This is a genomic window from Mycobacterium ahvazicum (genome assembly GCF_900176255.2).
GTDB lineage: Bacteria > Actinomycetota > Actinomycetes > Mycobacteriales > Mycobacteriaceae > Mycobacterium > Mycobacterium ahvazicum.
On record NZ_FXEG02000005.1, the window covers coordinates 212,058 to 237,525 of the forward strand.

22 protein-coding genes, 1 tRNA gene and 1 pseudogene are annotated in these 25,468 nt (G+C 67.6%); 14 read left to right on the top strand and 10 right to left on the bottom strand.

Translation table 11 applies throughout. The features are described 5' to 3' along the window. The first annotated feature begins 9 nt into the window (after positions 1-9). From MAAFP003_RS22015 to MAAFP003_RS22025, 3 genes and pseudogenes are all read left to right on the top strand, one after another. Positions 10-2,589 carry a sensor histidine kinase gene (locus MAAFP003_RS22015; RefSeq protein ID WP_096289827.1) on the top strand — a complete coding sequence of 860 codons (2,580 nt, stop codon included), beginning with the start codon at positions 10-12 and terminating at the stop codon, positions 2,587-2,589. A 15-nt stretch (positions 2,590-2,604) separates the two neighbouring features. Further along, positions 2,605-2,678, top strand: a pseudogene (locus MAAFP003_RS30155) (hypothetical protein); the annotation flags it as partial. Positions 2,679-2,744: 66 nt separating this feature from the next. Continuing rightward, complete coding sequence (locus MAAFP003_RS22025) at positions 2,745-3,425, top strand: response regulator (protein WP_096289828.1); 681 nt, start codon at positions 2,745-2,747, stop codon at positions 3,423-3,425. A gap of 226 nt (positions 3,426-3,651) precedes the next feature. On the opposite strand, the gene MAAFP003_RS22030 is transcribed toward MAAFP003_RS22025, so the two are convergent. The 7 genes from MAAFP003_RS22030 to mfd form a co-directional block, all read right to left on the bottom strand. Further along, positions 3,652-4,596, bottom strand: a complete 945-nt coding sequence (locus MAAFP003_RS22030) for a Ppx/GppA phosphatase family protein (RefSeq protein ID WP_096289829.1) — start codon at positions 4,594-4,596, stop codon at positions 3,652-3,654. Continuing rightward, on the bottom strand, positions 4,587-5,078 hold the full coding sequence (locus tag MAAFP003_RS22035) for a DUF501 domain-containing protein (protein ID WP_096289830.1): 492 nt from the start codon (positions 5,076-5,078) through the stop codon (positions 4,587-4,589). Before MAAFP003_RS22035 ends, MAAFP003_RS22030 begins: the two co-directional genes overlap by 10 nt. Further along, positions 5,071-5,766 carry an FtsB family cell division protein gene (locus MAAFP003_RS22040; RefSeq protein ID WP_096289831.1) on the bottom strand — a complete coding sequence of 232 codons (696 nt, stop codon included), beginning with the start codon at positions 5,764-5,766 and terminating at the stop codon, positions 5,071-5,073. Before MAAFP003_RS22040 ends, MAAFP003_RS22035 begins: the two co-directional genes overlap by 8 nt. A 35-nt stretch (positions 5,767-5,801) precedes the next feature. Beyond that, a complete protein-coding gene (gene eno, locus MAAFP003_RS22045; protein ID WP_096289832.1) occupies positions 5,802-7,091 on the bottom strand; it encodes a phosphopyruvate hydratase in 1,290 nt (429 codons plus the stop codon). Positions 7,092-7,168: 77 nt separating this feature from the next. Beyond that, positions 7,169-7,900 (bottom strand): lytic transglycosylase domain-containing protein, encoded by a 732-nt coding sequence (locus MAAFP003_RS22050; RefSeq protein ID WP_096291337.1) that lies wholly within the window; start codon positions 7,898-7,900, stop codon positions 7,169-7,171. A 269-nt stretch (positions 7,901-8,169) separates the two neighbouring features. Beyond that, the gene (locus tag MAAFP003_RS22055; RefSeq protein WP_096289833.1) at positions 8,170-9,321 is read right to left on the bottom strand and encodes a nucleoside triphosphate pyrophosphohydrolase; all 1,152 of its coding nucleotides are present in this window, start codon (positions 9,319-9,321) and stop codon (positions 8,170-8,172) included. Then, entirely contained in the window at positions 9,318-13,010 is a 3,693-nt protein-coding gene (gene mfd / locus MAAFP003_RS22060; RefSeq protein WP_096289834.1) for a transcription-repair coupling factor, read from the bottom strand. Before mfd ends, MAAFP003_RS22055 begins: the two co-directional genes overlap by 4 nt. Positions 13,011-13,129: 119 nt before the next feature. Between mfd and lysA the strand changes: the two genes are divergently transcribed. Continuing rightward, on the top strand, positions 13,130-14,491 hold the full coding sequence (lysA, locus tag MAAFP003_RS22065; RefSeq protein ID WP_096289835.1) for a diaminopimelate decarboxylase: 1,362 nt from the start codon (positions 13,130-13,132) through the stop codon (positions 14,489-14,491). A 93-nt stretch (positions 14,492-14,584) separates the two neighbouring features. Beyond that, positions 14,585-15,244, top strand: a complete 660-nt coding sequence (locus MAAFP003_RS22070; protein WP_096289836.1) for a DUF1295 domain-containing protein — start codon at positions 14,585-14,587, stop codon at positions 15,242-15,244. A 32-nt stretch (positions 15,245-15,276) separates the two neighbouring features. Here MAAFP003_RS22070 and MAAFP003_RS22075 read toward each other — a convergent pair whose 3' ends face one another. Beyond that, a complete protein-coding gene (locus tag MAAFP003_RS22075) occupies positions 15,277-15,870 on the bottom strand; it encodes a TetR/AcrR family transcriptional regulator (protein WP_036472997.1) in 594 nt (197 codons plus the stop codon). 227 nt (positions 15,871-16,097) lie between these two features. On the opposite strand from MAAFP003_RS22075, the gene MAAFP003_RS22080 reads away from it, so the two are divergent. The 9 genes from MAAFP003_RS22080 to pth all read left to right on the top strand — a co-directional run bounded on the left by MAAFP003_RS22080 (position 16,098) and on the right by pth (position 22,409). Then, a tRNA-Gln gene (locus tag MAAFP003_RS22080) sits at positions 16,098-16,169 on the top strand. 130 nt (positions 16,170-16,299) lie between these two features. Further along, positions 16,300-17,787, top strand: coding sequence for a bifunctional UDP-N-acetylglucosamine diphosphorylase/glucosamine-1-phosphate N-acetyltransferase GlmU (gene glmU, locus MAAFP003_RS22085; protein ID WP_096289837.1), 1,488 nt, complete (start codon positions 16,300-16,302; stop codon positions 17,785-17,787). 103 nt (positions 17,788-17,890) lie between these two features. Next, positions 17,891-18,871, top strand: a complete 981-nt coding sequence (locus MAAFP003_RS22090) for a ribose-phosphate diphosphokinase (protein ID WP_096289838.1) — start codon at positions 17,891-17,893, stop codon at positions 18,869-18,871. Beyond that, a complete protein-coding gene (gene arsC / locus MAAFP003_RS22095; RefSeq protein ID WP_096289839.1) occupies positions 18,872-19,219 on the top strand; it encodes an arsenate reductase (glutaredoxin) in 348 nt (115 codons plus the stop codon). A gap of 23 nt (positions 19,220-19,242) precedes the next feature. After that, the gene (locus MAAFP003_RS22100; protein WP_423790950.1) at positions 19,243-19,872 is read left to right on the top strand and encodes an LpqN/LpqT family lipoprotein; all 630 of its coding nucleotides are present in this window, start codon (positions 19,243-19,245) and stop codon (positions 19,870-19,872) included. 27 nt (positions 19,873-19,899) lie between these two features. Beyond that, positions 19,900-20,088 (top strand): DUF4926 domain-containing protein, encoded by a 189-nt coding sequence (locus MAAFP003_RS22105; protein WP_165796469.1) that lies wholly within the window; start codon positions 19,900-19,902, stop codon positions 20,086-20,088. Between the two features lie 63 nt (positions 20,089-20,151). Then, positions 20,152-21,021 (top strand): oxidoreductase, encoded by an 870-nt coding sequence (locus tag MAAFP003_RS22110; RefSeq protein ID WP_096289842.1) that lies wholly within the window; start codon positions 20,152-20,154, stop codon positions 21,019-21,021. A gap of 140 nt (positions 21,022-21,161) precedes the next feature. Beyond that, positions 21,162-21,821 (top strand): 50S ribosomal protein L25/general stress protein Ctc, encoded by a 660-nt coding sequence (locus MAAFP003_RS22115; protein WP_096289843.1) that lies wholly within the window; start codon positions 21,162-21,164, stop codon positions 21,819-21,821. Between the two features lie 12 nt (positions 21,822-21,833). After that, entirely contained in the window at positions 21,834-22,409 is a 576-nt protein-coding gene (gene pth, locus MAAFP003_RS22120; protein WP_096289844.1) for an aminoacyl-tRNA hydrolase, read from the top strand. A 101-nt stretch (positions 22,410-22,510) separates the two neighbouring features. Here pth and MAAFP003_RS22125 read toward each other — a convergent pair whose 3' ends face one another. Continuing rightward, positions 22,511-24,148: a fatty acyl-AMP ligase gene (locus tag MAAFP003_RS22125; RefSeq protein ID WP_096289845.1), complete on the bottom strand. Its 1,638-nt coding sequence runs from the start codon at positions 24,146-24,148 to the stop codon at positions 22,511-22,513. Positions 24,149-24,487: 339 nt separating this feature from the next. Continuing rightward, a complete protein-coding gene (locus MAAFP003_RS22135) occupies positions 24,488-25,441 on the bottom strand; it encodes a 4-(cytidine 5'-diphospho)-2-C-methyl-D-erythritol kinase (RefSeq protein ID WP_423790933.1) in 954 nt (317 codons plus the stop codon). Positions 25,442-25,468 lie beyond the last annotated feature (27 nt).

A 25,468-nucleotide genomic window follows, 5' to 3' on the forward strand; every position in this document is an offset into this window, starting at 1 on the left:
CACAGGGGGATGATGGTTGACGTGAGCGACGTCTCCCTCCACGACCACCGTCCCAAGCGGGGCGAGCTCCGCATCTACCTCGGTGCGGCGCCGGGGGTAGGTAAGACGTACGCGATGCTGGGTGAGGCACACCGGCGGCTGGAACGCGGCACCGACCTGGTCGCGGCCGTGGTGGAGACTCATGGGCGCGCGAAAACCGCTGCGATGCTTGAGGGCATCGAGACGATTCCACCGCGTTATATCGATTACCGCGGTAGCAGGTTCCCGGAGCTCGACGTGCCCGCCGTTCTGGCGCGACATCCGCAGGTCGTGCTGGTCGACGAGCTCGCCCATACCAATACGCCGGGCAGCAAGAATCACAAACGCTGGCAGGACGTCGAAGAACTTCTCGATGCCGGTATCGCGGTGATCTCTACCGTCAACGTCCAGCACTTGGAAAGCCTCAACGACGTCGTCGCCCAAATCACGGGCATCGAACAACAAGAAACGATTCCGGACTCCATCGTCCGAGAAGCCTCGCAGGTCGAGCTCATCGATATCACGCCGGAAGCACTGCGGCGCAGGTTATCTCACGGCAATGTCTACGCCCCAGCCAGGATCGACGCGGCGCTTTCTAACTACTTCCGTCGCGGAAATCTCACGGCCCTAAGGGAATTAGCGCTGTTGTGGCTGGCCGATCAGGTGGATACCGCCCTGGCGAAGTACCGCGCGGAGAACAAGATCACCGACATGTGGGAGGCACGCGAGCGCGTCGTCGTGGCGGTCACCGGTGGTCCGGAATCGGAAACTTTGGTTCGGCGGGCCTCGCGCATCGCATCGAAATCCAGTGCCGAGTTGATGGTCGTGCATGTCATCCGGGGCGACGGGCTGGCCGGTCTGTCGGAAACCCGGATGCACAAGATCCGCGAACTTGCCAACAGTCTGGACGCGTCGGTGCACACCGTGATCGGTGACGACGTCCCCACCGCGCTATTGGATTTCGCCCGCGAGATGAACGCCACCCAGTTGGTGATCGGCACCTCACGACGGTCCCGATGGGCCCGCATCTTCGAGGAGGGTATCGGCACGACCGTCGTCCAGCAGTCGGGCAAGATCGACGTGCACATCGTCACCCACGAGGAATCCAAGCGGGGCTTTCATTTCGCGTCGTTTGCCCCTCGTGAGCGACGCATCGCCTCTTGGCTGGCCGCGATCATCGTGCCCTCGCTCATTTGTGCCGTCACGGTGACGATGCTGGACCCCTATCTGGACACCGGCGGGGAAAGTGCGTTGTTCTTCGTCGGGGTGCTGCTGGTGGGTCTGCTGGGAGGCGTTGCGCCGGCGGCCCTTTCGGCGGTGCTGTCCGGGCTGCTGCTGAATTACTTCCTCATTGCTCCCCGGCACAGCTTCACGATCGCCGAACCCAACAGTGCCATCACCGAATTGGTGCTGTTGCTGATCGCCGTCGCGGTCGCGGTGCTCGTCGACTTCGCCAACAAGCGCACCCGCGAAGCCCGGCTGGCGGCTCAGGAAGCCGAGCTGCTGACGCTGTTCGCGGGTTCGGTGCTGCGCGGCGCGGACCTCGAGACCTTGCTGGAACGGGTGCGCGAGACCTACTCGCAGCGCGCGGTGAGCATGCTGCGCGAGCCCGGTGAGGAAGACCGCGCCGCCGGCAAGAAGAGTTACATCGTCGCCTGCGTGGGCAAAGATCCTTGTGTGACCGTCGATTCCGCGGATACCGCGATCGAGGTCGGTGACGACGAGTTCTGGATGCTGATGGCGGGACGCAAGCTGTCCGCCCGCGACCGCAGGGTGCTGACCGCGGTGGCCAAGCAGGCCGCCGGCCTGATCCGTCAGGGCGAGCTGGCCGAGGAGGCCAGCCGAGCCGAGGCCATCGTGCGGGCCGACGAGCTGCGGCGCTCGCTGCTCTCGGCGGTCAGCCACGACCTGCGTACCCCGCTGGCGGCGGCCAAGGTCGCGGTGTCCAGTCTGCGCGCCGAAGATGTCGCGTTCTCCGCCCAGGACACCGCCGAATTGCTGGCCACCATCGAGGAATCCATCGACCAGCTGACCGCCTTGGTCGGAAACCTGCTTGATTCTTCGCGTCTGGCAGCGGGTGTGGTCCGCCCGGACCTGCGGATGGTCTATCTCGAGGAAACCGTGCAACGTGCGCTGGTCAGTATCGGCAAGGGCGCCACCGGCTTCTACCGATCCGCGATCGACCGGGTCAAGGTCGACGTGGGCGACGCGGTGGCGATGGCGGATCCCGGACTATTGGAACGGGTGCTCGCCAACCTGATCGACAACGCGCTGCGCTACGCGCCCAACTGCGTGGTCCGGGTCAACGCCGGGCGGGTCGCAGATCGGGTGCTGATCAACGTGATCGACGAGGGCCCCGGAATCCCGCACGGAGCCGAGGATCAGATCTTCGAGGCGTTCCAGCGGCTGGGCGATCACGACAACACCACCGGTGTGGGACTGGGGATGTCGGTGGCACGCGGCTTCGTGGAAGCCATGGGAGGCAGCATCGCGGCGGGCGACACTCCTGGGGGTGGACTCACCGTCGTCGTAGAATTGGCTGCACCGCCACAACCGATTGGTGTCCGATGACCCGCGCCGGCGACGATGCAGAGCGCAGCGATGAGGAGGAGCGGCGCTGATGACCCGCGCCGGCGACGATGCAGAGCGCAGCGATGAGGAGGAGCGGCGCTGATGACCCGCGCCGGCGACGATGCAGAGCGCAGCGATGAGGAGGAGCGGCGCTGATGACCCGGGTCCTGGTGATCGACGACGAGCCGCACATTCTGCGTGCGCTGCGCATCAACTTGTCGGTGCGTGGTTACGAGGTCGTCACCGCGGCGACCGGTGCCGGCGCCCTGCGCGCCGCGGCCGAACACAAACCCGACGTGGTGATCCTCGATCTCGGCCTGCCCGACGTCTCGGGTATCGAAGTGCTCGCCGGTCTGCGCGGGTGGCTGACGGCGCCGGTGATCGTGTTGTCCGCGCGCACCGACTCTTCCGACAAGGTCGAGGCGCTGGACGCCGGTGCTGACGACTACGTCACGAAACCCTTTGGGATGGACGAATTTCTGGCTCGGCTGCGGGCCGCGGTGCGCCGCAACGCCGCAGCCTCCGAGTTGGACGAGCCGGTGGTCGAAACCGACACGTTCACCGTCGACCTGGCCGCTAAGAAGGTGACCAAGAACGGCGCCGAGGTGCACCTCACCCCGACCGAATGGGGCATGCTCGAGGTGCTGGTGCGCAATCGCGGGAAGCTGGTCGGCCGCGAGGAATTACTCAAAGAGGTGTGGGGCCCGGCGTACGCCACCGAAACCCATTACCTGCGTGTATATCTCGCTCAGTTGCGGCGCAAACTCGAAGACGACCCGTCGCATCCCAAACACCTGCTGACCGAATCGGGCATGGGCTACCGCTTCGAGGCCTAAGCCGAATCTGTCACACGCCGCCCGAGGAATAAGCGTTTTGCCCGCCTCATAGCGACAACTTCGCCGCTGCCCGCCACGCAAGCGCCAGCTGCCACGTGAGCACATAGCGGAGTTTGATTCCTTGAAGCGGAACAGTGCCACACCGGTCTCACACCCGCCACAGTTGTCGCTGTGAGGCGGGCAAAAAGTGTGCCGAATTCCAGGGGCGGGGGTGACTGGTGTGAACTTACCCGGCGATCGAGAGCACGATGCCGTCGAGGATGTCATGCTCGCTGACCGTCAACTCGTCGATACCGGCCCGGGCGCGCAATTCACGGGCCAGCTCCTGCACCACGATCGCGCCGCCGCCGATCACATCAGCGCGACCCTCGTGCATCGGCGCCAGTGCGACGCGCTGCGCTCGTGTCATGCCGATCAGCTTCTCGCACACCGCCACCAAGTCATCGCCGGTGACCCGCGAAAGATGAATGGCCGCAGCATCATAGGTCGCCATGTTGTGCGCGAGCGCCGACAGCGTGGTCATCGTGCCGGCCAGTCCGACCCAGGTCCGGGCTCCCTCGACCGGTACGGACCGCAGCGCGGGCTCGAGCCGCTCGCGCACGAACGCACGCGCGGCGTCCACTTCCGCGGGCGTCGGCGGATCGGAGTGCAGGCAACGTTCGGTCAGCCGGACGCAGCCGATGTCGGCCGAGTAGCTCGCGATCACCCGGTCGGCGCCCAGCACAATCTCTGTCGAGCCACCGCCCAAGTCGACGACAACGAAAGGCCCACGGGCGCTGTCTAATTCACCGACCGCGCCGCGGAACGACAGCTCGGCCTCTTCGGCTCCGGTGATCACCTCGGCGAGGGTGCCGGGCAGCACCGTGCCCAGCACGCCGGCGGTCATCGCGAAGAAGTCGTCGCGGTTGCTTACATCGCGGGCGGCCGAGGTAGCAACCATCCGAACCCGTTGCACGCCATGGGCTTTCATCTGCTCCGCATAGTCGGCGAGCGCGACCCTGGCTCGCTCGATCGCCTCGGGGGCGAACTGACCCGTGGCGTCGACACCCTGACCCAGGCGCACGATCCGGGTCTCGCGGTGCACGTCGGTCAGCCGCCCGTCGGAGACGTCGGCGATCAGCAACCGGATCGAGTTGGTGCCGCAGTCGACACCGGCTGCTCTCAGCGCCACAACTCACCGTCCAGGATCGTGGCCATGGCCGGCTCGGCGGCCAGCAACGCCACCGCCTCGTCGCCCAGCGGATTGACCCCGGGCCCCTTGGCCAGCGCATGCGCGATCAGCACGTGCAGGCATTTGACCCGATCCGGCATCCCGCCGCCGGAGAACGTCGTCCCGAGCGGTTCGATCGCGTCCCGCTCGGCCAGATACGACTCGTGTGCCCGTCGATACGCGGCGGCCAGTTCGGGGTTCGTCCCCAGCCGCTCGGTCATATCCCGCATCAGCCCCGTGGTCTCCAGCCTGCTCGCGGCCGCGGTGAGCGCGGGATGCGTCAGGTAATACAACGTCGGAAACGGTGTTCCGTCAGGAAGTTTCGGCGCGGTCTTAACCACGCCGGGCTCGCCGTTGGGGCACCGGTAGGCGATCTCCAGCACACCGCGCGGCTCGCGACCGAGTTGGCGTGCCACCGCTTCGGAGTCGGCACGATCAACCACCGGGACTCGTGGGCTTCGGTGATTCCGGCGGCGGCGCGGACTGCCCGGGTCCGGCCGGCGGCCCCGGAGTACTGGCCGGTGGCAGGTGCGGCGCGTCGGCGATGGTGTGCCACAGCGAGGAGTACCACGGCGCACTGCTCGACGGCTTCGCCGTCTCGGCGCCCGGCTGGGGGGACGCCGCCGCGCCGGGGGGAAGCTGGACCTGGAACGGCGTGTCCCCCGGCATCACGAAGCCCAGGCGCTCGCGGGCCTGCGCCGCGATATACGCCGGATCGCCGAGCTTGACCTTCTTTTGCTCGAGGTCGGCGATCTGCCGGCGCAGCGCCGCTTCACTGGCGTTCAGCTGCGCCATCTCGGTGCGCTGCGCGAAATAGGTGCGCACGGGTCCCGCGATCGTCAACGTCAGCACGCACACCACTGCGGCCAGCACCGCCGCGCGCCGCGCGGTGAAACCGAGCCGCTGCTCGGATCGCTGCTCGACGGACTCGGCGATCTGGCGCTTGATGGGTTCGACGATGTGCTCGGCCGTCGTGCGGGCAGCGGCGGCGTTCTGCGTGAGTTTCGACGTGCGCGACGACGGCTTGGACGACGGTTTGGCGGCCCGACCCCGCCGGACCGAATCGCCGGCCTTCCCCGGGCGCGATGCCGGGGAGCGGCGCTTCGGATCTGGCCGTTTCGCGTCGGGCATCGGACGCCTAGCCGTGTTTTCCGTTGACTGTCAAGCTATTTCACATCCAGTGCGTAGCGCGGGAAGGCCAGATCGCCGGCGTAGCGGGCGGCGTCACCGAGGGCTTCCTCGATGCGCAGCAGCTGGTTGTATTTGGCGACCCGCTCGCTGCGGGCCGGTGCGCCGGTCTTGATCTGCCCGCTGCCGACGGCGACCGCCAGATCGGCGATCGTGGTGTCCTCGGTCTCGCCGCTGCGGTGGCTCATCATCGTGCGGTACCCGCTGTGGTGAGCGAGCGCGACGGCGTCGAGCGTCTCGGTCAGCGTGCCGATTTGGTTCACCTTGACCAGCAGCGCGTTGCCGGCACCGCGTTCGATGCCTTCTTCGAGGCGTTCCGGGTTGGTGACGAACAGGTCATCGCCGACGATCTGCACGCGGTCACCGATGGCCGTCGTCAACGCCACCCATCCGTCCCAGTCGTCCTCGGACAGCGGATCCTCGAGGGAAACCAGCGGGTAGGCGTCGAGCAAGCTCGCGTAGAACTCGGACATCTGCTCGGCGCTGCGGGTCTGTTTCTCGAAGCTGTAACCCTCACCGTCAGTGAAGAATTCGGTGGCCGCCACGTCGAGCGCCAGGGCCACGTCGGATCCCGTCTTGAAGCCGGTAGCTTCGATCGCCGACAGGATCAGGTCGAGCGCCGCCTTGGTGCCCGCGACGTCGGGCGCGAAACCGCCCTCGTCACCCAGCCCGGTGCTCAGGCCCTGCTTCTTGAGCACCGACTTCAGCGAGTGGTACACCTCGGCACCCCAGCGCAGCGCTTCCTTGAAGCTCGGCGCGCCGATCGGCGCGACCATGAACTCCTGGACGTCAACGCCGGTGTCGGCGTGCGCGCCGCCGTTGAGGATGTTCATCATCGGCACCGGCAGGATGTGCGCGTTGGGCCCGCCGAGATAGCGGAACAGCGGCAGCTCGGCCGAGTCGGCGGCGGCCTTGGCGACGGCCAGCGACACACCCAGGATCGAGTTGGCGCCGAGCCGGGACTTGTCCGGGGTGCCGTCCAGATCCACCAGCGCCTGGTCGACCAGCCGCTGGTCGTCGGCATTGAGTCCGATCACGGCCGGGCCGATCTCGTCGAGCACGGCCTGCACGGCCTTGTCCACGCCCTTGCCGCCGTAGCGCTCGCCGCCGTCGCGTAGCTCGACGGCCTCGTGCTCGCCCGTCGACGCGCCGGACGGCACCGCCGCGCGGGCGAACGTTCCGTCGATCAGGGCTATCTCGACCTCGACGGTCGGGTTACCTCGGGAATCGAGGATCTCGCGGGCCCCGACCTGCTCGATAATCGGCACTAGGATCTCCTTGCTGGTAGCTGATGCCTGCCCCGGGACGGCCTTCAGCCTAAAGCCTGGGACAGTGGTTCATCCTTCTACAGCGGGTGACCCGCCGCATAGGCGGTCGCCCAGTCACGGACCGCACGCGCGTAGACCCCGGAGTTGTTATAGGCGCGCAGCGCGGTGACCCATCCACGGGCCGTCGCGAGATCCTTTCCGCGCCAACATAAGTACCCTGCCGCCGCCAGGGCGGCGTCGTCGATGTTGTCCGGGCTGAGACGGCCGTCGTTGTGGGCGTCGACCCCGTACAGCCGCCAGGTCTCCGGAATGAACTGCATGGGCCCCATCGCGCGGGCTATCGCGGGCTGGCTGTCCGTGGTGTCTTGCGCGGCCTCGACAATGCGCAGGTTGCCACCGCTGCCGTCCAGCTGGACACCCCGGATGGGTGGATTCACATCCCCGTTGGGCGACAGCGTGGCGCCGCGATAGGTGCCGTGGTGGCTCTCGACCTGCCCGATGCCGGCCAGCGTCGTCCACGCGATGTGGCACTTCGGGTTTTCCACCTCGGCGACGCGGGCCGCGTACGCGTAGGCCTCCAGGGCGATCAGCGGGATTTCCAGGGCCGCGGCGCGAGGCCGCGCCCAGTCCCGCAACTGATCTGCGGGCCGGCCGCTGGCGTGAGTGTTCACCGCGGGCACCGGATCCCCGAATGGCGGCGGCACACCCGCGGGGATGAACAGGCTGAGTTGCCAGGTGCAGCTGGAGGCCATCAGCATCGCGGTCGCGCCTATCACGGCGGCCGCCCGCAACCAGCGCCTCGGCGACACCACGTTCCCCTTAACTTCCCCTACACCAACGTCACCCAATGATTATCGTCCCATGACCTTTCGGAGTATCCGGTCGCATTGAGCCGGCGAACGCGGTTTCGGTCAGTTCGTCGCTTAGCTGCCGCTTGCCCTGGCTAGCAAAGCGCGAACAGTGCCGACTACCGGGATTCACCAACTCACAAGCCACATTACCCGTGGTGACCACGGAAAACGGCAAACATCGCGGCGATCGCTGACCGGTAAAGATGCGAACGCGATTCAAACCGGCATCAGCCTCGGTCTCGGCTCCGCTTGGTGCCTTTGCCGGACTTCTTGGATTCTTTGCCGGTCTCGCCGTCGGTCTGCGCGTCCTCGCTCCCATCGTCGTCTTCGGACTCGTCGTCCTCGGACTCGTCTTCGGACTCGTCGTGTTCCGAATCAGCGTCGACGTCCTCGTCCTCGAAGTCCTCGTCCGCTGCCTCGGGCTCGAGTTCGGCGGCCACCTCGGATGGCCAGTGCTCGCGCCACTCCGCCTCGGTGACCTCGCCCAGCGGGGCCACGTCGAACTCTTCGGGCACGGTGTCCCCGCGGCGCGTGGCGGCGATCGAGCGCTCGACCGCGCGGACCATGTCCACGAATTCCAGAACGCGGGTCCGCAGCACACTTTCCGCGTCGACATCCGTCGACACCGAGATGGAGGTGATCTCGGCGGGAATCAGATCGGCGGGCAAGCCGGCCGCATGCGCGCGCGCAATCACCTTCTGCGCCAGCGCTAACGCCGGCTGGCCGGTATGGACGTCATCCATCACCGAATTGCGGGGTTTCTCAGCGGCTTTGCGCTCTTCCCATTGGGCCAGTTGTTCTTCGAGCGAAATCGATTGTCCTGCAAGCACTCCCGGCACACGGTTGCCCAGCTTGCGCATCAGCGTGGCGGCGACGTCGTCGATGTCGAACGGGAACTGGCGCGCCTCCTCGGCGATGCGGGCATGGAACAGCACCTGCAGCAACACATCTCCGAGCTCTTCGCGCAGCGCCTCGGCGTTGCCGCTGCGGACCGCGTCCAGCAGCTCGTAGGTCTCCTCCAGCAGGAACCGGCGCAGGGAATCGTGGGTTTGCTCGCTTTCCCACGGCCCGGCGGTCCGCAATTTGTCCATCATCGCGACGGCGTCGACGAGACGTTCACCGCGCGGCGTGTCCGGCGCCGAGATCAGCCGGGCGCCGGCGGCCAGCCGCGCGGTCACGGCGGGGTGCTCGGGGTCCGACGACAGCAACACCGGCGCGGGATCATCGGGGCCCCCGGTGTCCACCGGACGCGCGGAAGCCAACGACCAGGGCACCGCGACGGGCATCTCCTCGGTGTACTGGATCTCACCGGTCAGGTGCTCGATCGCCTCGACGGGTACCAGAGATGGCCGACGGGGATCGAACAACACGACGATCACGCTTGTCGCTCCTCCCTGGTCATCGGCGCAGGTGACGAACTCGTTATACCAATTTCTTGCTGCGGTTTCCCCTGTAAAGCCGTCACCAAGTTGGCCACCATCTGCACCAACTCGACATCGCGAAGCCGCGGCGCGCCTCCCAAACTGGTGGAGCCGCCGGCTCGCGGAATCGGAACCTGCACCGTGGACGTCGTGGCGCGGTAGTTGGCGGCCGGATACATCCGCTTGAGCCGCACCTGGGCAGAATCTAGCAGCGTGATCGGCGACAGCCGCACCGTCGCCGCAGATGGGGCCGATACCTCGGTGATGCCCGAAGCGCGGCACAGCAGCCGCAACCGCGCCACCGCCACCAGCCGCAGGGCCGGTTCGGGCAGCGCGCCATAGCGGTCGGTCAGCTCCTCGACGACGGCGTCGACGGCCGCGTCGTCGGGCGCGGCGGCCAGGCGGCGGTAACCCTCCAGCCGCAGCCGGTCACTGGCGATGTAGTCCGGCGGCAGGTGCGCGTCCACCGGCAGGTCGATGCGCACATCTTTGGGCTCTTCGGCGGTGCTGACGGTCTCCCCGTCGGCGGCCGCCTTGTACGCCTCGACGGCCTCGCCCACCAACCGCACATACAGGTCGAAGCCGACCCCGGCGACGTGCCCGGACTGCTCGACACCGAGCACGTTGCCGGCGCCGCGGATCTCGAGGTCCTTCAGCGCGACGGCCATCCCGGCGCCCAGCTCGTTGTTCTGGGCGATGGTCGCCAACCGGTCGTAGGCCGTCTCGGTCAACGGCACGTGCGGCGGATAGAGGAAGTAGGCGTAGCCGCGTTCCCGGCTGCGGCCGACCCGGCCCCGCAGCTGGTGCAGCTGGGACAGCCCGAAGGTGTCGGAGCGCTCGACGATCAGCGTGTTCGCGTTGGAGATGTCCAGGCCGGTCTCGATGATCGTGGTGCACACCAGGATGTCGTAGTCGCGGTTCCAGAACCCCTGCACGGTGCGTTCCAGCAGCTCCTCGGGCATCTGGCCGTGCGCGACCACGACACGCGCCTCCGGCACCATGTCGCGCAGCCGGGCCGCGGCCGAGTCGATCGAACTGACCCGGTTGTGCACGTAGAAGGCCTGGCCGTCGCGGAGCAACTCGCGCCGCAACGCCGCCGCCACCTGCTTGTCGTCGTGCGGGCCCACATAGGTCAGCACCGGGTAGCGCTCTTCGGGCGGCGTCAGGATCGTCGACATCTCGCGGATCCCGGCCAGGCTCATCTCCAGGGTGCGCGGGATCGGGGTGGCACTCATCGTCAGCACGTCGACGTGGGTGCGCAGGCTCTTGATGTGTTCCTTGTGCTCGACGCCGAAGCGCTGCTCCTCGTCGACGACCACCAGGCCCAGGTCCTTCCAGCGCACCCCGGTCTGCAGCAGTCGATGCGTGCCGATCACGACGTCCACCGACCCGTCGGCCAGGCCGTCGATCACGGCGCGGGACTCGCCTGTGTCGGTGAAGCGGGACAACCCCTTGACGGTCACCGGGAAGCCGGCCATCCGATCGCTGAACGTCTGCAAATGCTGGTCGGCGAGCAGCGTGGTGGGCACCAGCACCGCGACCTGCTTGCCGTCCTGGACGGCCTTGAATGCCGCCCGCACCGCGATCTCGGTCTTGCCGTAGCCGACGTCACCGCAGATCACCCGGTCCATCGGGATCGGCTTCTCCATGTCGGACTTGACCTCGGTGATCGCGGTCAGCTGGTCGACGGTCTCGGTGAAACCGAACGCGTCCTCCATCTCGGCCTGCCACGGGGTGTCCGGAGCGAACGCGTGGCCGGGGCTGGCCTGCCGCTTGGCGTACAGCGACACCAGCTCGCCGGCGATCTCGCGCACCGCGCGACGGGCCTTGGTCTTGGTGTTGGTCCAGTCGCTGCCACCGAGCTTGCTCAGCGCCGGCGCCTGCCCGCCCACGTACCTGGAGAGCTGGTCCAGCGAGTCCATCGGGACATACAGCTTGTCGGAACCGCCGCCCCTCTTGCTCGAGGCGTATTCCAGCACCAGATATTCGCGGCGGGCCCCGCCGACGGTCCGTTCGGTCATCTCGACGAACCGCCCGATGCCGTGCTGGTCGTGGACCACCAGGTCGCCGGCGGTCAGCGCCAGCGGGTCGACGGTGTTGCGCCGCTTGGCCGCCAGCCGCTTGCCTTCCGGCGACGTCGCCCGGTTGCCGGTCAGGTCGGTCTCGGTGATGACGACGAGGTTGGCGCCGGGAATCACGACGCCATCGTGCAGCGGTCCCTTGAGTACACCCACGACGCCCGGCTGCGGCGCCGCACCGCAGTCCAGCATGGCGGCGGGGGTGTCGGACTCGGCCAGCCGCTCCACCACACGATGGGCGGTACCGGTTCCGGGGGCGACGATCACGGCGTAGCCGCCGGTGGACACGTGCGCGCGCAGCATCGCGAAGATGCTTTCGATGTCGTGCTGGTGGCCGCGGGCCGACGGCGCCGCCCGCACCTCCAGCTCGACCGCCGACTCGTCGGACAGCTGACTCAGCGTCCACCACGGGTGACCGGCCTGGGCCGCGGCGGCCGCCACATCGTCCAGCTCGGCGAAGCCCGACCCACCCAGTTCCTCGACGTCGACCGGCGCTTGATCTTCTGAGGTGCCCATCGCCGCGACCGACCAGGACGCCTCGAGGAATTCGCGGCCGGTTTTGATCAGGTCGGCGGCGCGGCTGCGCACCTTTTCCGGGTCGCACAGCAACACCGGGGTGCCGTCGGCCAGCTGATCGGTCAGCAGTGCATGAGCCCCATTTTCCGAATCTTCCGGGGGATGAAGCACCGATTGCAGCGCCTCCATCCCGTCGACCGGGATGCCCTCGGACAGCTTGGCCAGCATGTCGGAGACGCTGCCGGCGATCGCGCCCTCGGCCGCCGGATGGCGGGACAGCAGCTCGGCGGCCCGGGCCTTCACGTCGTCGGTCCGCAGCAATTCACGGCAGGCGACGGCGACGAAGGTGCCGACCTCGATCTCCGGGATGGACCGCTGATCGGCGACCGCGAACATCCGCATCTCGCTGACCTCGTCGCCCCAGAACTCAATGCGCACCGGGTGTTCGGCGGTGGGCGCGAAGACGTCGAGAATGCCACCGCGAACGGCGAATTCACCGCGCCGGCCGACCATGTCGACCCGGGTGTAGGCCAGTTCGACCAGCCGGGTGATCACGCTCTCGAATTCGACTTCCACGCCGGCGCGCAATGTGAGCGGTTCCACAAGACCCAGCCGCGGCGTCATCGGCTGCAACAGCGAACGCGCGGCGGTCACCACCACCTGTAAGGGCGGACCCAGGGTGGTGTCGTCGGGATGCGCGAGCCGGCGCAGCACCATCAAGCGGGCGCCGACGGTGTCGACGCCGGGCGAAAGGCGTTCGTGCGGCAGGGTTTCCCAGGACGGGAACACCGCCACCGCCTCGCCGAACACGCCGCGCAGCTCGGCACCCAGATCGTCGGCTTCCCGCCCGGTGGCGGTGACCACGAGCAGCGGCCCGCGACGCGCCAGGGCGCTGGCGACGAACAGGCGCGCGCTGGCCGGGCCGACCAGGTTCAGTTGGGCCGGCGCAGCGGCCGCATCCGCGGCCAGCTGCTGGAAAGTGGGCGCCGTCAGCGCTAATTCAACGAGCCCCGCGATCGGGGTTTCTGGGCGAGCAGGCCCCGGTGCGGTCATGATGCACCCATTCTAGGTGCGGCGAAAAGTGCACCGAACAACGTCAATATTGCGCCGGGGGCCGTCAAGGGATCGTAAGGATTCCGCCATGCGGGCCCGGCCGGGCGCACTTTGAAGTCATGACATTGCTTGACATGTTGCCCTCGATTGGCCGGGCGGCGCCCCGACGGCTGGATCCCGCGATCTGGCCTGTCACTACGCATTCCGACGAGGACGGCCGGCTCTGCATCGGCAACGTACCCCTGACAGATATCGCCGATGAGTTCCACACCCCCACCTATGTGATCGACGAAACAGATTTCCGCTACCGCGCCCGCCGTTACCGCAAGGTGCTGCGCGACTCCAATATCGCTGAGATCGTCTACGCCGGAAAGTCTCTGCTGACCACGGGGGTGGCGCGCTGGGCCAGCGAAGAAGGCCTGGGCGTCGACGTCTGCTCGGCCGGCGAGCTGGCGGTCGCCCTGGCCGGTGGGGTGGATCCGGCCCGGATCATCATGCACGGCAACGCGAAATCGCCCGAGGAGTTGCGGCAGGCGGTGCACGCCGGGGTGGGGCGCGTCGTGCTGGACTCCTGCATCGAGATCGCGTACTTGGCGGGATGCGCCCGCAAGAGTCAACCGGTGCTGATCCGGGTGACCCCGGACCCCCCCACCTGGCAAGACATCCATGGGCGCTGCGCGGTCACCACCGGTATCAGCGACCAGAAATTCGGCTTCACGCTCGCCGGGGATCATGCCGCCGACGCGGTGCGGCGAGTGCTGGCGCACCCGATCCTCGACCTGGTCGGGCTGCACTGCCATATCGGCTCACAGGTCACCGACCCCGCGCTGTACGGCGAGGCCATCCACCGGGCAATCGCCGCCATGGCCGACATCCGGGCCCGGCACGGAATCATCCTCACCGAGCTGAACATCGGCGGCGGCCACGCGATCCCCTACCTGCCGGGCGATCGCGAACTCGACCTCGACGACCTGGCCGTCGTCCTCGAAGACGCACTCGACGAGGCCTGCGCCGGGCAGCATTTCCCGCGGCCGAGGCTCGTGGTGGAACCCGGTCGCGCGATCAGCGGCCGGGCCGGCGTGACGCTGTATCGCGTGTGCTCGATCAAGACGCAGCCGGGTGGGCGCACCTTCGTCGCGGTCGACGGCGGCATGAGCGACAACCCCCGGGTGTCGTTGTACGGCGCGCAGTACACGGTCACGTTGGCCAACCGCCATTCGGTGGGGCTCAAGCAGCGGGTCACGGTGGCCGGCCGGCACTGCGAGGCCGGCGACGAGATCGCCCGCGATATCGAGTTGCCGGTGGACCTGCATCCCGGTGACCTGCTGGCCGTGGCGTGCACCGGGTCGTATCACCACAGCATGGCGTCGAACTACAACATGGTGTGCCGGCCGCCGCTGGTGGCCGTCAAGGACGGCCGGGTTCGGCAACTGGTTCGCCGCGAGACGGTCGCCGATCTGCTCGCACGCGACTGCGGTTGAATCGGGCCGGGGCCCTCGGATGCTGACCGATGGCCCTGGCGCAAAGGCCTTCCGCCCCTGCCACCGGCGCGTTCGCCGGCTTAGCTTCGGCGTATGGCGCTAACGCGGCCTACCGGCCTGTTCATCAATGTGCACAAGGCGCTGGTCATTCCGGTGACGGTGGCGGCCATGCTGACCTTCGGCAACTTCTCCACCGCGATGTGGCTGTACCTGGGGATGCACGGCACCTACTCGATACTGTGGCTCATCAAGGGCCGCACCTACCCGGATCGCCGTTTCGCCGAGCAGGTGCCGATCTGGATCGGCATCGTGTTCGTGTTCTTTCCGCTCGCCGGGTACTACGCCGCGCCGATACTGCTGGCCTGGCTGCACCCCGACGTGCCGGCCTGGGCGGTCGGCCTCGGCGTCTCGATTTTCACCTTCGGGATCTTTCTGCATTACGTCTCCGACGCGCAGAAGTACTACACCCTGCAGGTGCGCTCCGGTCTGATCGACACCGGCCTGTTCGCCCGCACCCGCAACCCGAACTATCTCGGCGAGATCTTGACCTATATGGGTTTCGCGATCATCTCCTGGCACTGGGTCCCGTTCGTCGTCAATTTCGCGTGGATCTTCGGGTTCTTCATCCGCAACATGATCAAGAAGGACCGCTCCATGTCGCGGCTTCCCGGCTTCGCCGCCTACCGGGCCCGCACCGGCATGCTGTTGCCACGCCTGCTCCGGCCCGCAGCTCGGCCGGTTGCCGTCGACTGAGCCGCGCGGAGCGGTCAGAGCTGGCTCGCGCGCTACTCGTCTTGCAGCCGGGGGTCGGATTCGAGATGGGTCAGGCCGTTCCACATCAGGTTGACCAGATGCGCGGCCACGACTTCTTTCTTGGGCTCCCGGGTGTCCAGCCACCACTGCGCGGTCATCGACACCGAACCCACCAACGCCTGCGCGTACAGCGGCGCCAGATCCGGATCCAGGCCGCGGCGGGCGAAGTCGCCGGCCAGGATCGAGGACACCTGCCCGACGGCGTCGTTGAGCAGGCTGGAGTAGGTGCCTGTGCTGATCGCGGCGGGCGAGTCGCGAATCAGGATGCGGAAGCCGTCGGTGCGTTCCTCGACGTAGGTGAGCAGCGCCAGCGCGACGCGCTCGACCCGCACCCGGGACCGGTTGTTGGTCAGCGACGAGGTGATCCCGTCCAGCAGCGCCGACATCTCCCGGTCGACGACGACGGCGTACAGGCCCTCCTTGCCGCCGAAGTGCTCGTAGACGACGGGCTTGGACACGTTGGCGCGCTGCGCGATCTCCTCGATCGAGGTGCCGTCGTAGCCACGTTCGGCGAAAAGTGAGCGCGCGATGCCGATCAACTGGTGTCGTCGCTCGCTGCCGGTCATCCGGGCGCGTGGCGCGCGCACTTCTTTGTCCGGGGCTGCCACGTTACTCAGGGTATCGGTTTCACCTGGTGAAATTGCCCGGGTTCGACGGCGGGCCGCCAATGTCTCGCACACCGTCTGCGCTGAAGTGTCCACTCCTCAACGGACCGCAAGCGGTCCGCATCGTCGTCAGACTAAAGTCTTGGTGGCGCGGTTGGCGGTTAGCCGCCGTCGGCCGTGATCTGCAGTCCGTCGTGGTGTAATCGGCAGCACCTCTGATTTTGGTTCAGATAGTTCAGGTTCGAGTCCTGGCGACGGAGCTTCGGTTGCTGGTTCTGCCAGGGGGCACGGGATGAGATTTTTGCCACCGGTGCAGGTGAATGACAGTCTTGACGGCGTGGCGGTGCTTGCGCGTTCCGCCCGGCGTGGGACACAGCACGAGGAGAGTCGATGTCGTTTCGCGGTGACACTGCGGTCGTCGTTCTAGCGGCCGGGCCCGGCACCCGGATGCGCTCGGATACCCCCAAGGTGCTGCACACCATCGGCGGCCGCAGCATGTTGTCGCACTCCCTGCACGCGATCGCCAAGGTGGCGCCGCAGCGGCTGGTCGTGGTGCTGGGCCATGAACACCAGCGCATCGCACCCATCGTGGCCAACCTCGCCGAGACCCTGGGCCGTCCGATCGACGTCGCCCTGCAGGACCGCCCCCGCGGCACCGGCCACGCCGCGCTTTGCGGCCTGTCCGCGCTGCCGCAGGACTACGCCGGCATCGTCGTGATCACCTCGGGCGATACTCCGCTGCTGGACGCCGACACCCTGGCCGATCTGGTCGCGACCCACCACGCCGTCTCGGCCGCCGCGACGGTGCTGACCACCACGATGCGCGATCCATTCGGCTACGGCCGCATTCTGCGCACCCACGACGACCCCCGGCAAGGCCAAGTGATGGCGATCGTGGAGGAAGCCGACGCGACGGACTCGCAGCGCAAGATCGGCGAGGTCAACGCCGGTGTCTACGCCTTCGACGCCGCGGCGCTGCGTTCAGCGCTCGGCCGGCTGAGCTCCGACAACGCCCAGCAGGAGTTGTACCTGACCGACGTCATCGCGATCCTGCGCGGCGACGGCCTGCCGGTGCACGCCCGCCACGTCGACGACAGCGCGCTGGTCGCCGGGGTGAACAACCGCGTCCAGCTCGCCGCGCTGGGCGCCGAGCTCAACCGCCGCATCGTCGCCGCCCATCAGATGGCCGGCGTGACCGTGATCGATCCGGCCACCACCTGGATCGACGTCGACGTGACGATCGGCCGCGACACCGTCGTGCACCCGGGCACCCAGCTGCTGGGCCGCACCCAGATCGGGGGCGGCTGCGTCGTCGGCCCCGACACCACGCTGACCGACGTCACCGTCGGCGACGGCGCCTCGGTGATCCGCACGCATGGCGACTCGGCGTCGATCGGCAGCGGCGCGACGGTCGGCCCGTACACCTACCTGCGCCCCGGCACCGTGCTGGGAGCCGACGGCAAGCTGGGCGCCTTCGTCGAGGTCAAGAACTCCAGCATCGGGACCGGCACCAAGGTGCCGCACTTGACCTACGTCGGCGACGCCGACATCGGCGAGCACAGCAACATCGGGGCGTCCAGCGTGTTCGTCAACTACGACGGTCAGACCAAGCGGCGCACCACCGTCGGCTCACACGTGCGCACCGGCTCGGACACCATGTTCGTCGCACCGGTGACCGTCGGCGACGGCGCCTACACCGGGGCGGGCACCGTGTTGCGTGACGACGTGCCGCCGGGGGCATTGGCGGTTTCCGCCGGCCCGCAACGCAACATCGAGAACTGGGTGCAACGGAAACGTCCAGGCAGTGCCGCCGCGCAGGCAGCGGACAAGGCCGCCCAGCAAGCTACGACGGCTGCTGAGCCGTCCGAACCCGAATAGACACCATGAATTTGGTGCCTGGCAACCCGGCCGTCCTTCCGTACCATTCGCTACGTACGATGGGCATTTCCAATTTTCGATCCCGAACGGCGAGGGCAGCACGGTGAGCCACGACTGGACCGATAACCGCAAAAATCTGATGCTGTTCTCCGGCCGGGCGCACCCCGAGCTGGCCGAGCAGGTCGCCAAGGAACTCGACGTGCACGTCACCGCGCAGACGGCGCGGGAGTTCGCCAACGGCGAGATCTTCGTGCGCTTCCACGAGTCGGTGCGCGGCTGCGACGCCTTCGTCCTGCAGTCGAATCCGGCGCCGGTGAACAACTGGCTGATGGAACAGCTGATCATGATCGACGCGCTCAAGCGCGGCAGCGCCAAGCGGATCACCGCCGTCATGCCGTTCTATCCCTACGCCCGCCAGGACAAGAAGCATCGCGGCCGCGAGCCGATCTCGGCCCGGCTGGTCGCCGACCTGCTCAAGACCGCCGGCGCCGACCGGATCGTCACCGTCGACCTGCACACCGACCAGATCCAGGGTTTCTTCGACGGGCCCGTCGACCACATGCGCGGCCAGACCCTGCTGACCACCTACATCAAGGACAACTACCCCGACGGCAACATGGTCGTGGTCTCCCCCGACTCCGGCCGGGTGCGCATCGCCGAGAAGTGGGCCGACTCGCTGGGTGGCGTCCCGCTGGCCTTCATTCACAAGACCCGCGACCCGCGGGTGCCCAACCAGGTCGTCTCCAACCGCGTCGTCGGTGAGGTAGAGGGCCGCACCTGCGTGCTGATCGACGACATGATCGACACCGGTGGCACGATCGCCGGCGCGGTCAACCTGCTGATTGAAGACGGCGCCACCGACGTGATCGTCGCGGCGACCCACGGCGTGCTGTCGGACCCGGCCGCCGAGCGGCTGGCCTCCTGCGGTGCCCGGGAGGTCATCGTCACGAACACGCTGCCGATCGGCGAGGAGAAGCGCTTTCCTCAGCTCACGGTATTGTCGATCGCGCCGCTGCTGGCCAGCACGATTCGTGCGGTATTCGAAAACGGTTCTGTCACAGGACTATTCGACGGAGACGCTTAGATGGCTGCCGAGGCTGTCATCTACCACAATCCCAAGTGCAGCACCTCGCGCAAGACGCTGGAGTTGTTGCGGGACAACGGGTTAGAGCCCACCGTCGTCCAGTACCTGAAGACTCCGCCGTCGCGCGCCGAGTTGGTCAAGATGATCCGCGACGCCGGTATCGACGCGCGCACCGCGGTGCGTAAGCGTGAATCGCTGTACGCCGAGCTCGGGCTGGCCGACGCGTCCGATGACGAGTTGCTCGATGCGATGGCCGAGCACCCGATCCTGATCGAGCGCCCATTCGTCGTGACGGACAAGGGCACCCGGCTGGCCCGTCCGATCGACGCGGTCCACGAGATTCTGTGAGACGGCTCGCGGCCGCTGCCACGATTACCGCGCTGACGACGGCGGCGCTTTCTGTGGTCGCTTGTGGGCCGAAAGCTCCTGACTACTCGACGGTTTGGACGACGAGTTCGACGGCGACGACCACCACGGTCGAGAAACCGGTTCCGTTGTCGCAGTATCTGAACAGCATCGGCGTGACGGGCAAGCAGGTAGCGCCGAGCGCCCTGACCGATCTGTTGGTGTCGATACCGACACCGCCGGGCTGGTCACCGTTCACCGATCCGCATATCACGCCCGAGACGGTGATCTTGGCCAAGGACAAGAAGTATCCGACCGCGCGTCTGGTGGTGTTCGCCCTGAACGGTGACTTCGACCCGGCGCAGGTCATCAAGCACGGCAACGACGATGCCCAATTGTTCGACAACTTCAAGCAATTGGACTCCTCGATGCAGCCCTACAACGGGTTTCCGTCGGCGATGATCCAGGGCAGCTACAACGGCGACAACGGCACCCGGCTGCACAGTTGGAACCGGATCGTGCTGCCGACCGGGTCGCCGCCGGCCAAGCAGCGCTACTTCGTCCAGCTCACGATCACCGGCCTGGCCGAGCAGGCCGCCGCGCAGTCGACCGACATCGACACGATCATCCACGGATTCGTCGTCGCGGCGAAATAGCTTGTGAGACCCCAAGACTGCGATGCCGTGCGACTACGCCGGCCGCTACCCGAGCACAGCCTTGCGGCCGGTTCAAAAGGCACTGTTGTCAACGCTTTTCAGGTTCGCGGCCAGCCGACGGCATACCTGGTGGAATTCCCGGATTCCGGCGACAGACCCTTGGTGATCATCCACGTCGCGCAGGAGGACCTCGAGGTCATCTGGCGGCCGCAGTAGCACAACGCCTGGCCGCGAGACTGCCGACTCGCCGCGAGCCCTCGAACACTAGGGTTGTCACTCATGACTGACTGGACCGCCGCCGATCTGCCGTCATTCGCCGGGCGCACCGTGGTTGTCACCGGCGCCAACAGTGGGCTGGGTGCGATCACCGCACGCGAGCTGGCCCGAGTCGGCGCGACGGTCATCATGGCCGTGCGCGACCCGCGCAAGGGCGAGAAGGCCGCTCGCGACATGCGCGGCCGGGTCGAGGTGCGTCAACTCGATCTGGCCGCTCTGACGTCGATTCACCTGTTCGCCGAGGGGGTCGACACGGTCGACGTGCTGATCAACAACGCCGGCATCATGGCCGCCCCGTTCGCCCTGACCGCCGACGGCTTCGAGAGCCAGATGGGCACGAACCACTTCGGTCACTTCGCGCTGACCAACCTGCTGCTCCCCAAGCTGACCGACCGGGTCGTGACGCTGACATCGATGGCGCACTGGGCCGGCCGGATCGACTTCGACGACATCAACTGGAAGAACCGGCGCTACTCGCCCTGGCTGGCCTACAGCCAGTCGAAGCTGGCCAACCTGCTGTTCACCAACGAGCTGCAGCGCCGGCTCAAGCTGGCGGGTTCACCGCTGCGCTCCCTGGCGGCCCACCCCGGTTACTCGCACACCAATCTGCAGGGCGCCACCGGCCGCAGGCTGGGCGACGCGATGATGTCGGCTGTGACCCGGGTGGTGGCCACCAGCCCCGAGTTCGGCGCGCAGCAAACGCTGTACGCCGCGTCGCACGACCTGCCGGGCGACACGTTCATCGGTCCCAAGTTCGGCTGGATCGGCCGAACCCAACCCGTCAGCCGCAGCCGGCACGCTCAGGATCCGACCGCGGCAACCGCGCTCTGGGAGGTCTCCGAGCAGCTCACCAGCACCAAATTTCCGCTCTGAGGTGCCGATGCGCTACCCTGGCCGGGCGTCACGGCGAGGGTGCAGGCTGCTAGCCGGCACCGTTATCGACGGAGACCGACATATGTCGCGACCCTGGCCGTGCCTGGAAACTTAGGTACAAAGCACACAGGAGCGACACGATGGCTAAGAAATCCGCGGTCAACCAACTCAGCGTCACGGTCCGAGCCGAGACCGGCAAGGGTGCGTCCCGGCGGGCCCGGCGCGAGGGCAAGATTCCCGCGGTCCTCTACGGCCACGGCAGCGAGCCCCGGCACCTGGAACTGCCCGGGCACGACTTCGCGGCCGTGCTGCGGCACTCGGGCACCAACGCGGTGCTGACCCTGGACATCGAGGGCTCCGAACAGCTGGCGCTGACCAAGGCGCTCGACATCCACCCGATCCGTCGCAACATCCAGCACGCCGACCTGCTGGTCGTGCGCCGCGGCGAGAAGGTCGTCGTCGAGGTCTCGGTCGTGATCGAGGGTGAGGCCGGACCGGACACCCTGGTCACTCAGGAGACCAACACCATCGAGATCGAGGCCGAGGCCTTGTCGATTCCCGAGCAGTTGACCGTCTCGGTCGAGGACGCCGAACCCGGTACCCAGTTCACCGCCGGTCAGATCCCGCTGCCGTCGGGCGTCAACCTGGTCTCCGACGCGGACATGCTGGTGGTCAACGTGGTGAACGCTCCGACCGCCGCCGACCTCGAGGAAGAGGGCGCGGGCACGACCGGCGAGGGTGCCGAAGCCGCGGAAGAGGGGGCCGGCGAAGCCGAGGCCTCCGAAGAAGAGTCCGAGTAGGCAGTCGACGACGTGGCCGATCCTCTTCTGGTGGTCGGCCTGGGCAATCCCGGAGACAACTACGCCCGAACCCGGCACAACCTCGGGTTCATGGTTGCCGACCTGCTCGCCGCGCGACTGGGCTCAAAGTTCAAGGTGCACAAGCGTTCCGGCGCCGAAGTGGTCAACGGCCGGCTCGCCGGGCACTCGGTGCTGGTGGCCAAGCCGCGCTGCTACATGAACGAGTCCGGCCGCCAGGTCGGCCCGCTGGCCAAGTTCTACTCGGTGGCGCCGGCCGACATCATCGTCGTCCACGACGAACTTGACCTCGACTTCGGTCGCATCCGGCTCAAGCTCGGCGGCGGCGAGGGCGGCCATAACGGGCTGCGTTCGGTGGCCTCGGCGCTGGGCACCAAGGACTTTCAGCGGGTGCGCATCGGCATCGGGCGTCCGCCCGGACGCAAGGATCCAGCGGCGTTCGTGCTGGAGAACTTCACCGCGGGCGAGCGGCCCGAAGTCCCGACGATCTGCGAGCAGGCCGCCGACGCCACCGAGCTGCTGATGGAGCTGGGGCTGGAGCCGGCGCAGAACCGCGTCCACGCCTGGTAATTCACGTCAGGTGTGCGTCCAGGGGCGACCCCGCCCGGCGTGTCGCCGCCGCCAGCGCACAGTCAAATCCCTCAGCGCACACCGCACGCCGCGGGAAATCGCTACCCGGTGACCAGCGTTACGGAGTTGGACCGGCGCAGCTTGCCCGACGGCGTCTTCGGGATGGTGCCCGGGCCGAGCACCACGACGTTGCGGGGCCGCATGTCGACCTCTTTGAGTACCTCGCGGGCGACCTCGTGTTCCATCCGGCGCACCTCGGCCGGGTCGCCGAACGCGTTGGACTCGACCGCGACCGCGAACGTCTCGCGTGAGTGGCCGGCGTCGAGGCGGACCGCCACGGCGCAACCGGGGCGGACACCGTCGACGCGGCAGGCCGCCCGCTCGATGTCGGTCGGGTAGATGTTGCGCCCGGCCATGATGATGACGTCCTTGACGCGGCCGCACACCACGATGTGGCCGTCCTCGTTGATGTAGCCGAGGTCGCCGGTGTCGTACCAGCCGTGCTCGTCCTGAGCGGAGATGAAGCCGCCCATGGTCAGGTAGCCCGGGGTCAGCGACTCGCCGCGCAGCTCGATCACGCCGACACCGCGCGGGGGCATCACGTTGCCCTGCTCGTCGATGATGCGGGCCTCGAGATCCTTGAGCAGCGGGCCGAGCGTGGCCAGCCGGCGGGTGTTGCCCTTGGTCGCGGGTACGGCCCGGCGCAGGGCGGCCAGCAGGTCGGCGTCCACCTCGTCGACGACGAGACCGGCGTTGCACTCCGAGAACGACACGGCCAGCGTCGTCTCGGCCATGCCGTAGGCCGGCAGGATCGCCGAGGATCGCAGGCCGAACGGCTTGCCCGCGTCCAGCAGGTCCTCGACGTCGGCGGGCTCGACGGGCTCGGCGCCGGACAGCGCGAAGCGCAGGGTCGACAGGTCGAAGTCGCCGGCCTTGGCCTGGCGGCGCAGCCGCTTGGCCAGCAGCGCGTAGGCGAAGTTGGGCGCCGCGGTCATGGTGCCCTTGTACTTGTCGATCAGCTTGGCCCACAGCAGCGCGTCACGCAGGAAGTCCATCGGCGTGACCTTGACCAGCTCCGCGCCGAAGTACATCGGAATGGTGAGGAAGCCGACCATGCCCATGTCGTGGAAGCAGGGCAGCCAGCTGACCATCACATCGTTGTCGATGTCGTACTGCGCGCCGATGAACATGGCCTCGGCGTTGGAGTAGATGTTGCGGTGGGTGATCTGCACGGCCTTCGGCGAGCCGGTCGAGCCCGACGTCAGCTGCATCAGCGCCAGGTCGTCCTCGCCCACCTCGATGGGGTCGATCGGCTCCGACGCCAGCAGGTCGGTGACGGTGAGAACCTTGATGCCCTTCTCTTCCAGCACCGGAATCGCGACCAGGAAGGGCTCGGAGACGATCACGACCTGCGCCTCGATCATGCCGATGACGTTCATCGTGTCCTCGGCCCACACGGCCAGATCCGTGCGCGGAGTCGGCTGGTGGAGCATGGTCAGGCTGGCGCCGCGCATCCACAGACCCTGCGCGGTGGGGGCGATCTCTACCGGGTAGCCGGCGAGCACGCCGACGGCGTCACCGAGGCCGATCCCCGCGGCGGCCAGGCCGCCCGCGATACAGCGCGCGCGCTCGTGGACCTCGCCCCAGGTGTGGCGGACGGGCTCGTGGGGTTCACCGGTGACCATGCCCTTCTTGGAGACCCGGGCATTGTGGAACATCTTCTCGGTAAACCTGCTCACGCAAACCTCCTCGGTTCCGGCGCTATCCCCAAGACCCGAAATTTCATGTTCCGCTCGCCGGGCAACACTTTGCAGCAGGCGCGCGAGCACAGTTGGGAAGCGGTTAGATCTCGAAATAGTGATTGGTCAGCAACCCCGTCTCCGGTTGCCCGATCAGCGCGACGACCCCGACCCGCCAAGCCCGGTCGGCATCGACCAAGCGGCCGTCCACCGCAACTTCCGGCGGACGGCCAGACCGAATGCTCGAGCTGATCGATAGTGGTCACCGCGAGTTATCTTAAACTCCTCTTAAGTAGCAACCCACCATTTCGGCAATTTGAGTCGGATTTCACAGCTCGTTCAGTCGTCGGTCATCGGCGTCGGGACCACGCGGGCGCCCGGCACCGGACCGGTGGCGACGCGGACCGTGCGGCATACACCGGCGCCGGACAGGTGCGTGCCGATGTCGACCGCCGAGGACGCTGAACTGCACAGAAACGCGCACGTCGGGCCCGAGCCGGACACGATGCCGGCCAGCGCCCCCGCCTCTTCTCCCGCGCGCAGTGTGCGCCGCAGCGTGGGATTCAGGCTGGCCGCGGCCGCCTGCAGTTCATTGCCCAGCAGCGGTGCCAGCTGTTCGGGATCGCCGGCGGCCAACGCGGCCAGCACCGGCCCGGGCTCGGCGAGCCGCGGCGTGTTCGCGGTTTCCCGCAGCCGGTCGAGCTCGCCGAACACCTTTGGCGTGAGCAACTCGCCGTGGGCGAACGCCAGCACCCAGTGGAAGGTGTTGCGGGAAAGCACCGTGGCCAGCTCCTCGCCCCGCCCGGTGCCCAATGCGGTGCCGCCGTGCAGGGCAAACGGCACGTCGCTGCCCAGCCGCGCGGCCAGCATGCGCAGATCGCGGCGCGGCACGTTGAGCTCCCACAGCGAGTTCATCGCGACCAGCACCGCCGCGGCGTCCGCGCTGCCGCCCGCCATGCCGCCGGCCACCGGGATGGATTTGTCGATCATGATCGAGACGTCGGGCGCGCGGCCGACGTGTTCGGCCATCAGCTCCGCGGCCTGCCAGGCCAGGTTGCGTTCGTCGGTGGGCAGCGTGTCGGCACCCTCGCCGACCAGCTCAAGCGACAAGACGTCGGCATTGCGCACGGTCAACTCGTCGAGCAGCGAGACGGCCTGAAACACGGTCGTCAGCTCGTGGTAGCCGTCGTCGCGCCGGTCGCCGACCGCGAGGTACAGGTTGACCTTTCCGGGCACGCGGACGGTGACGGACCCGGTGGGCACCCACTGCGCGGCGGTGCTGCCGTCAGACATGCGCAGTCTCCCAGCCAACCACCGCCA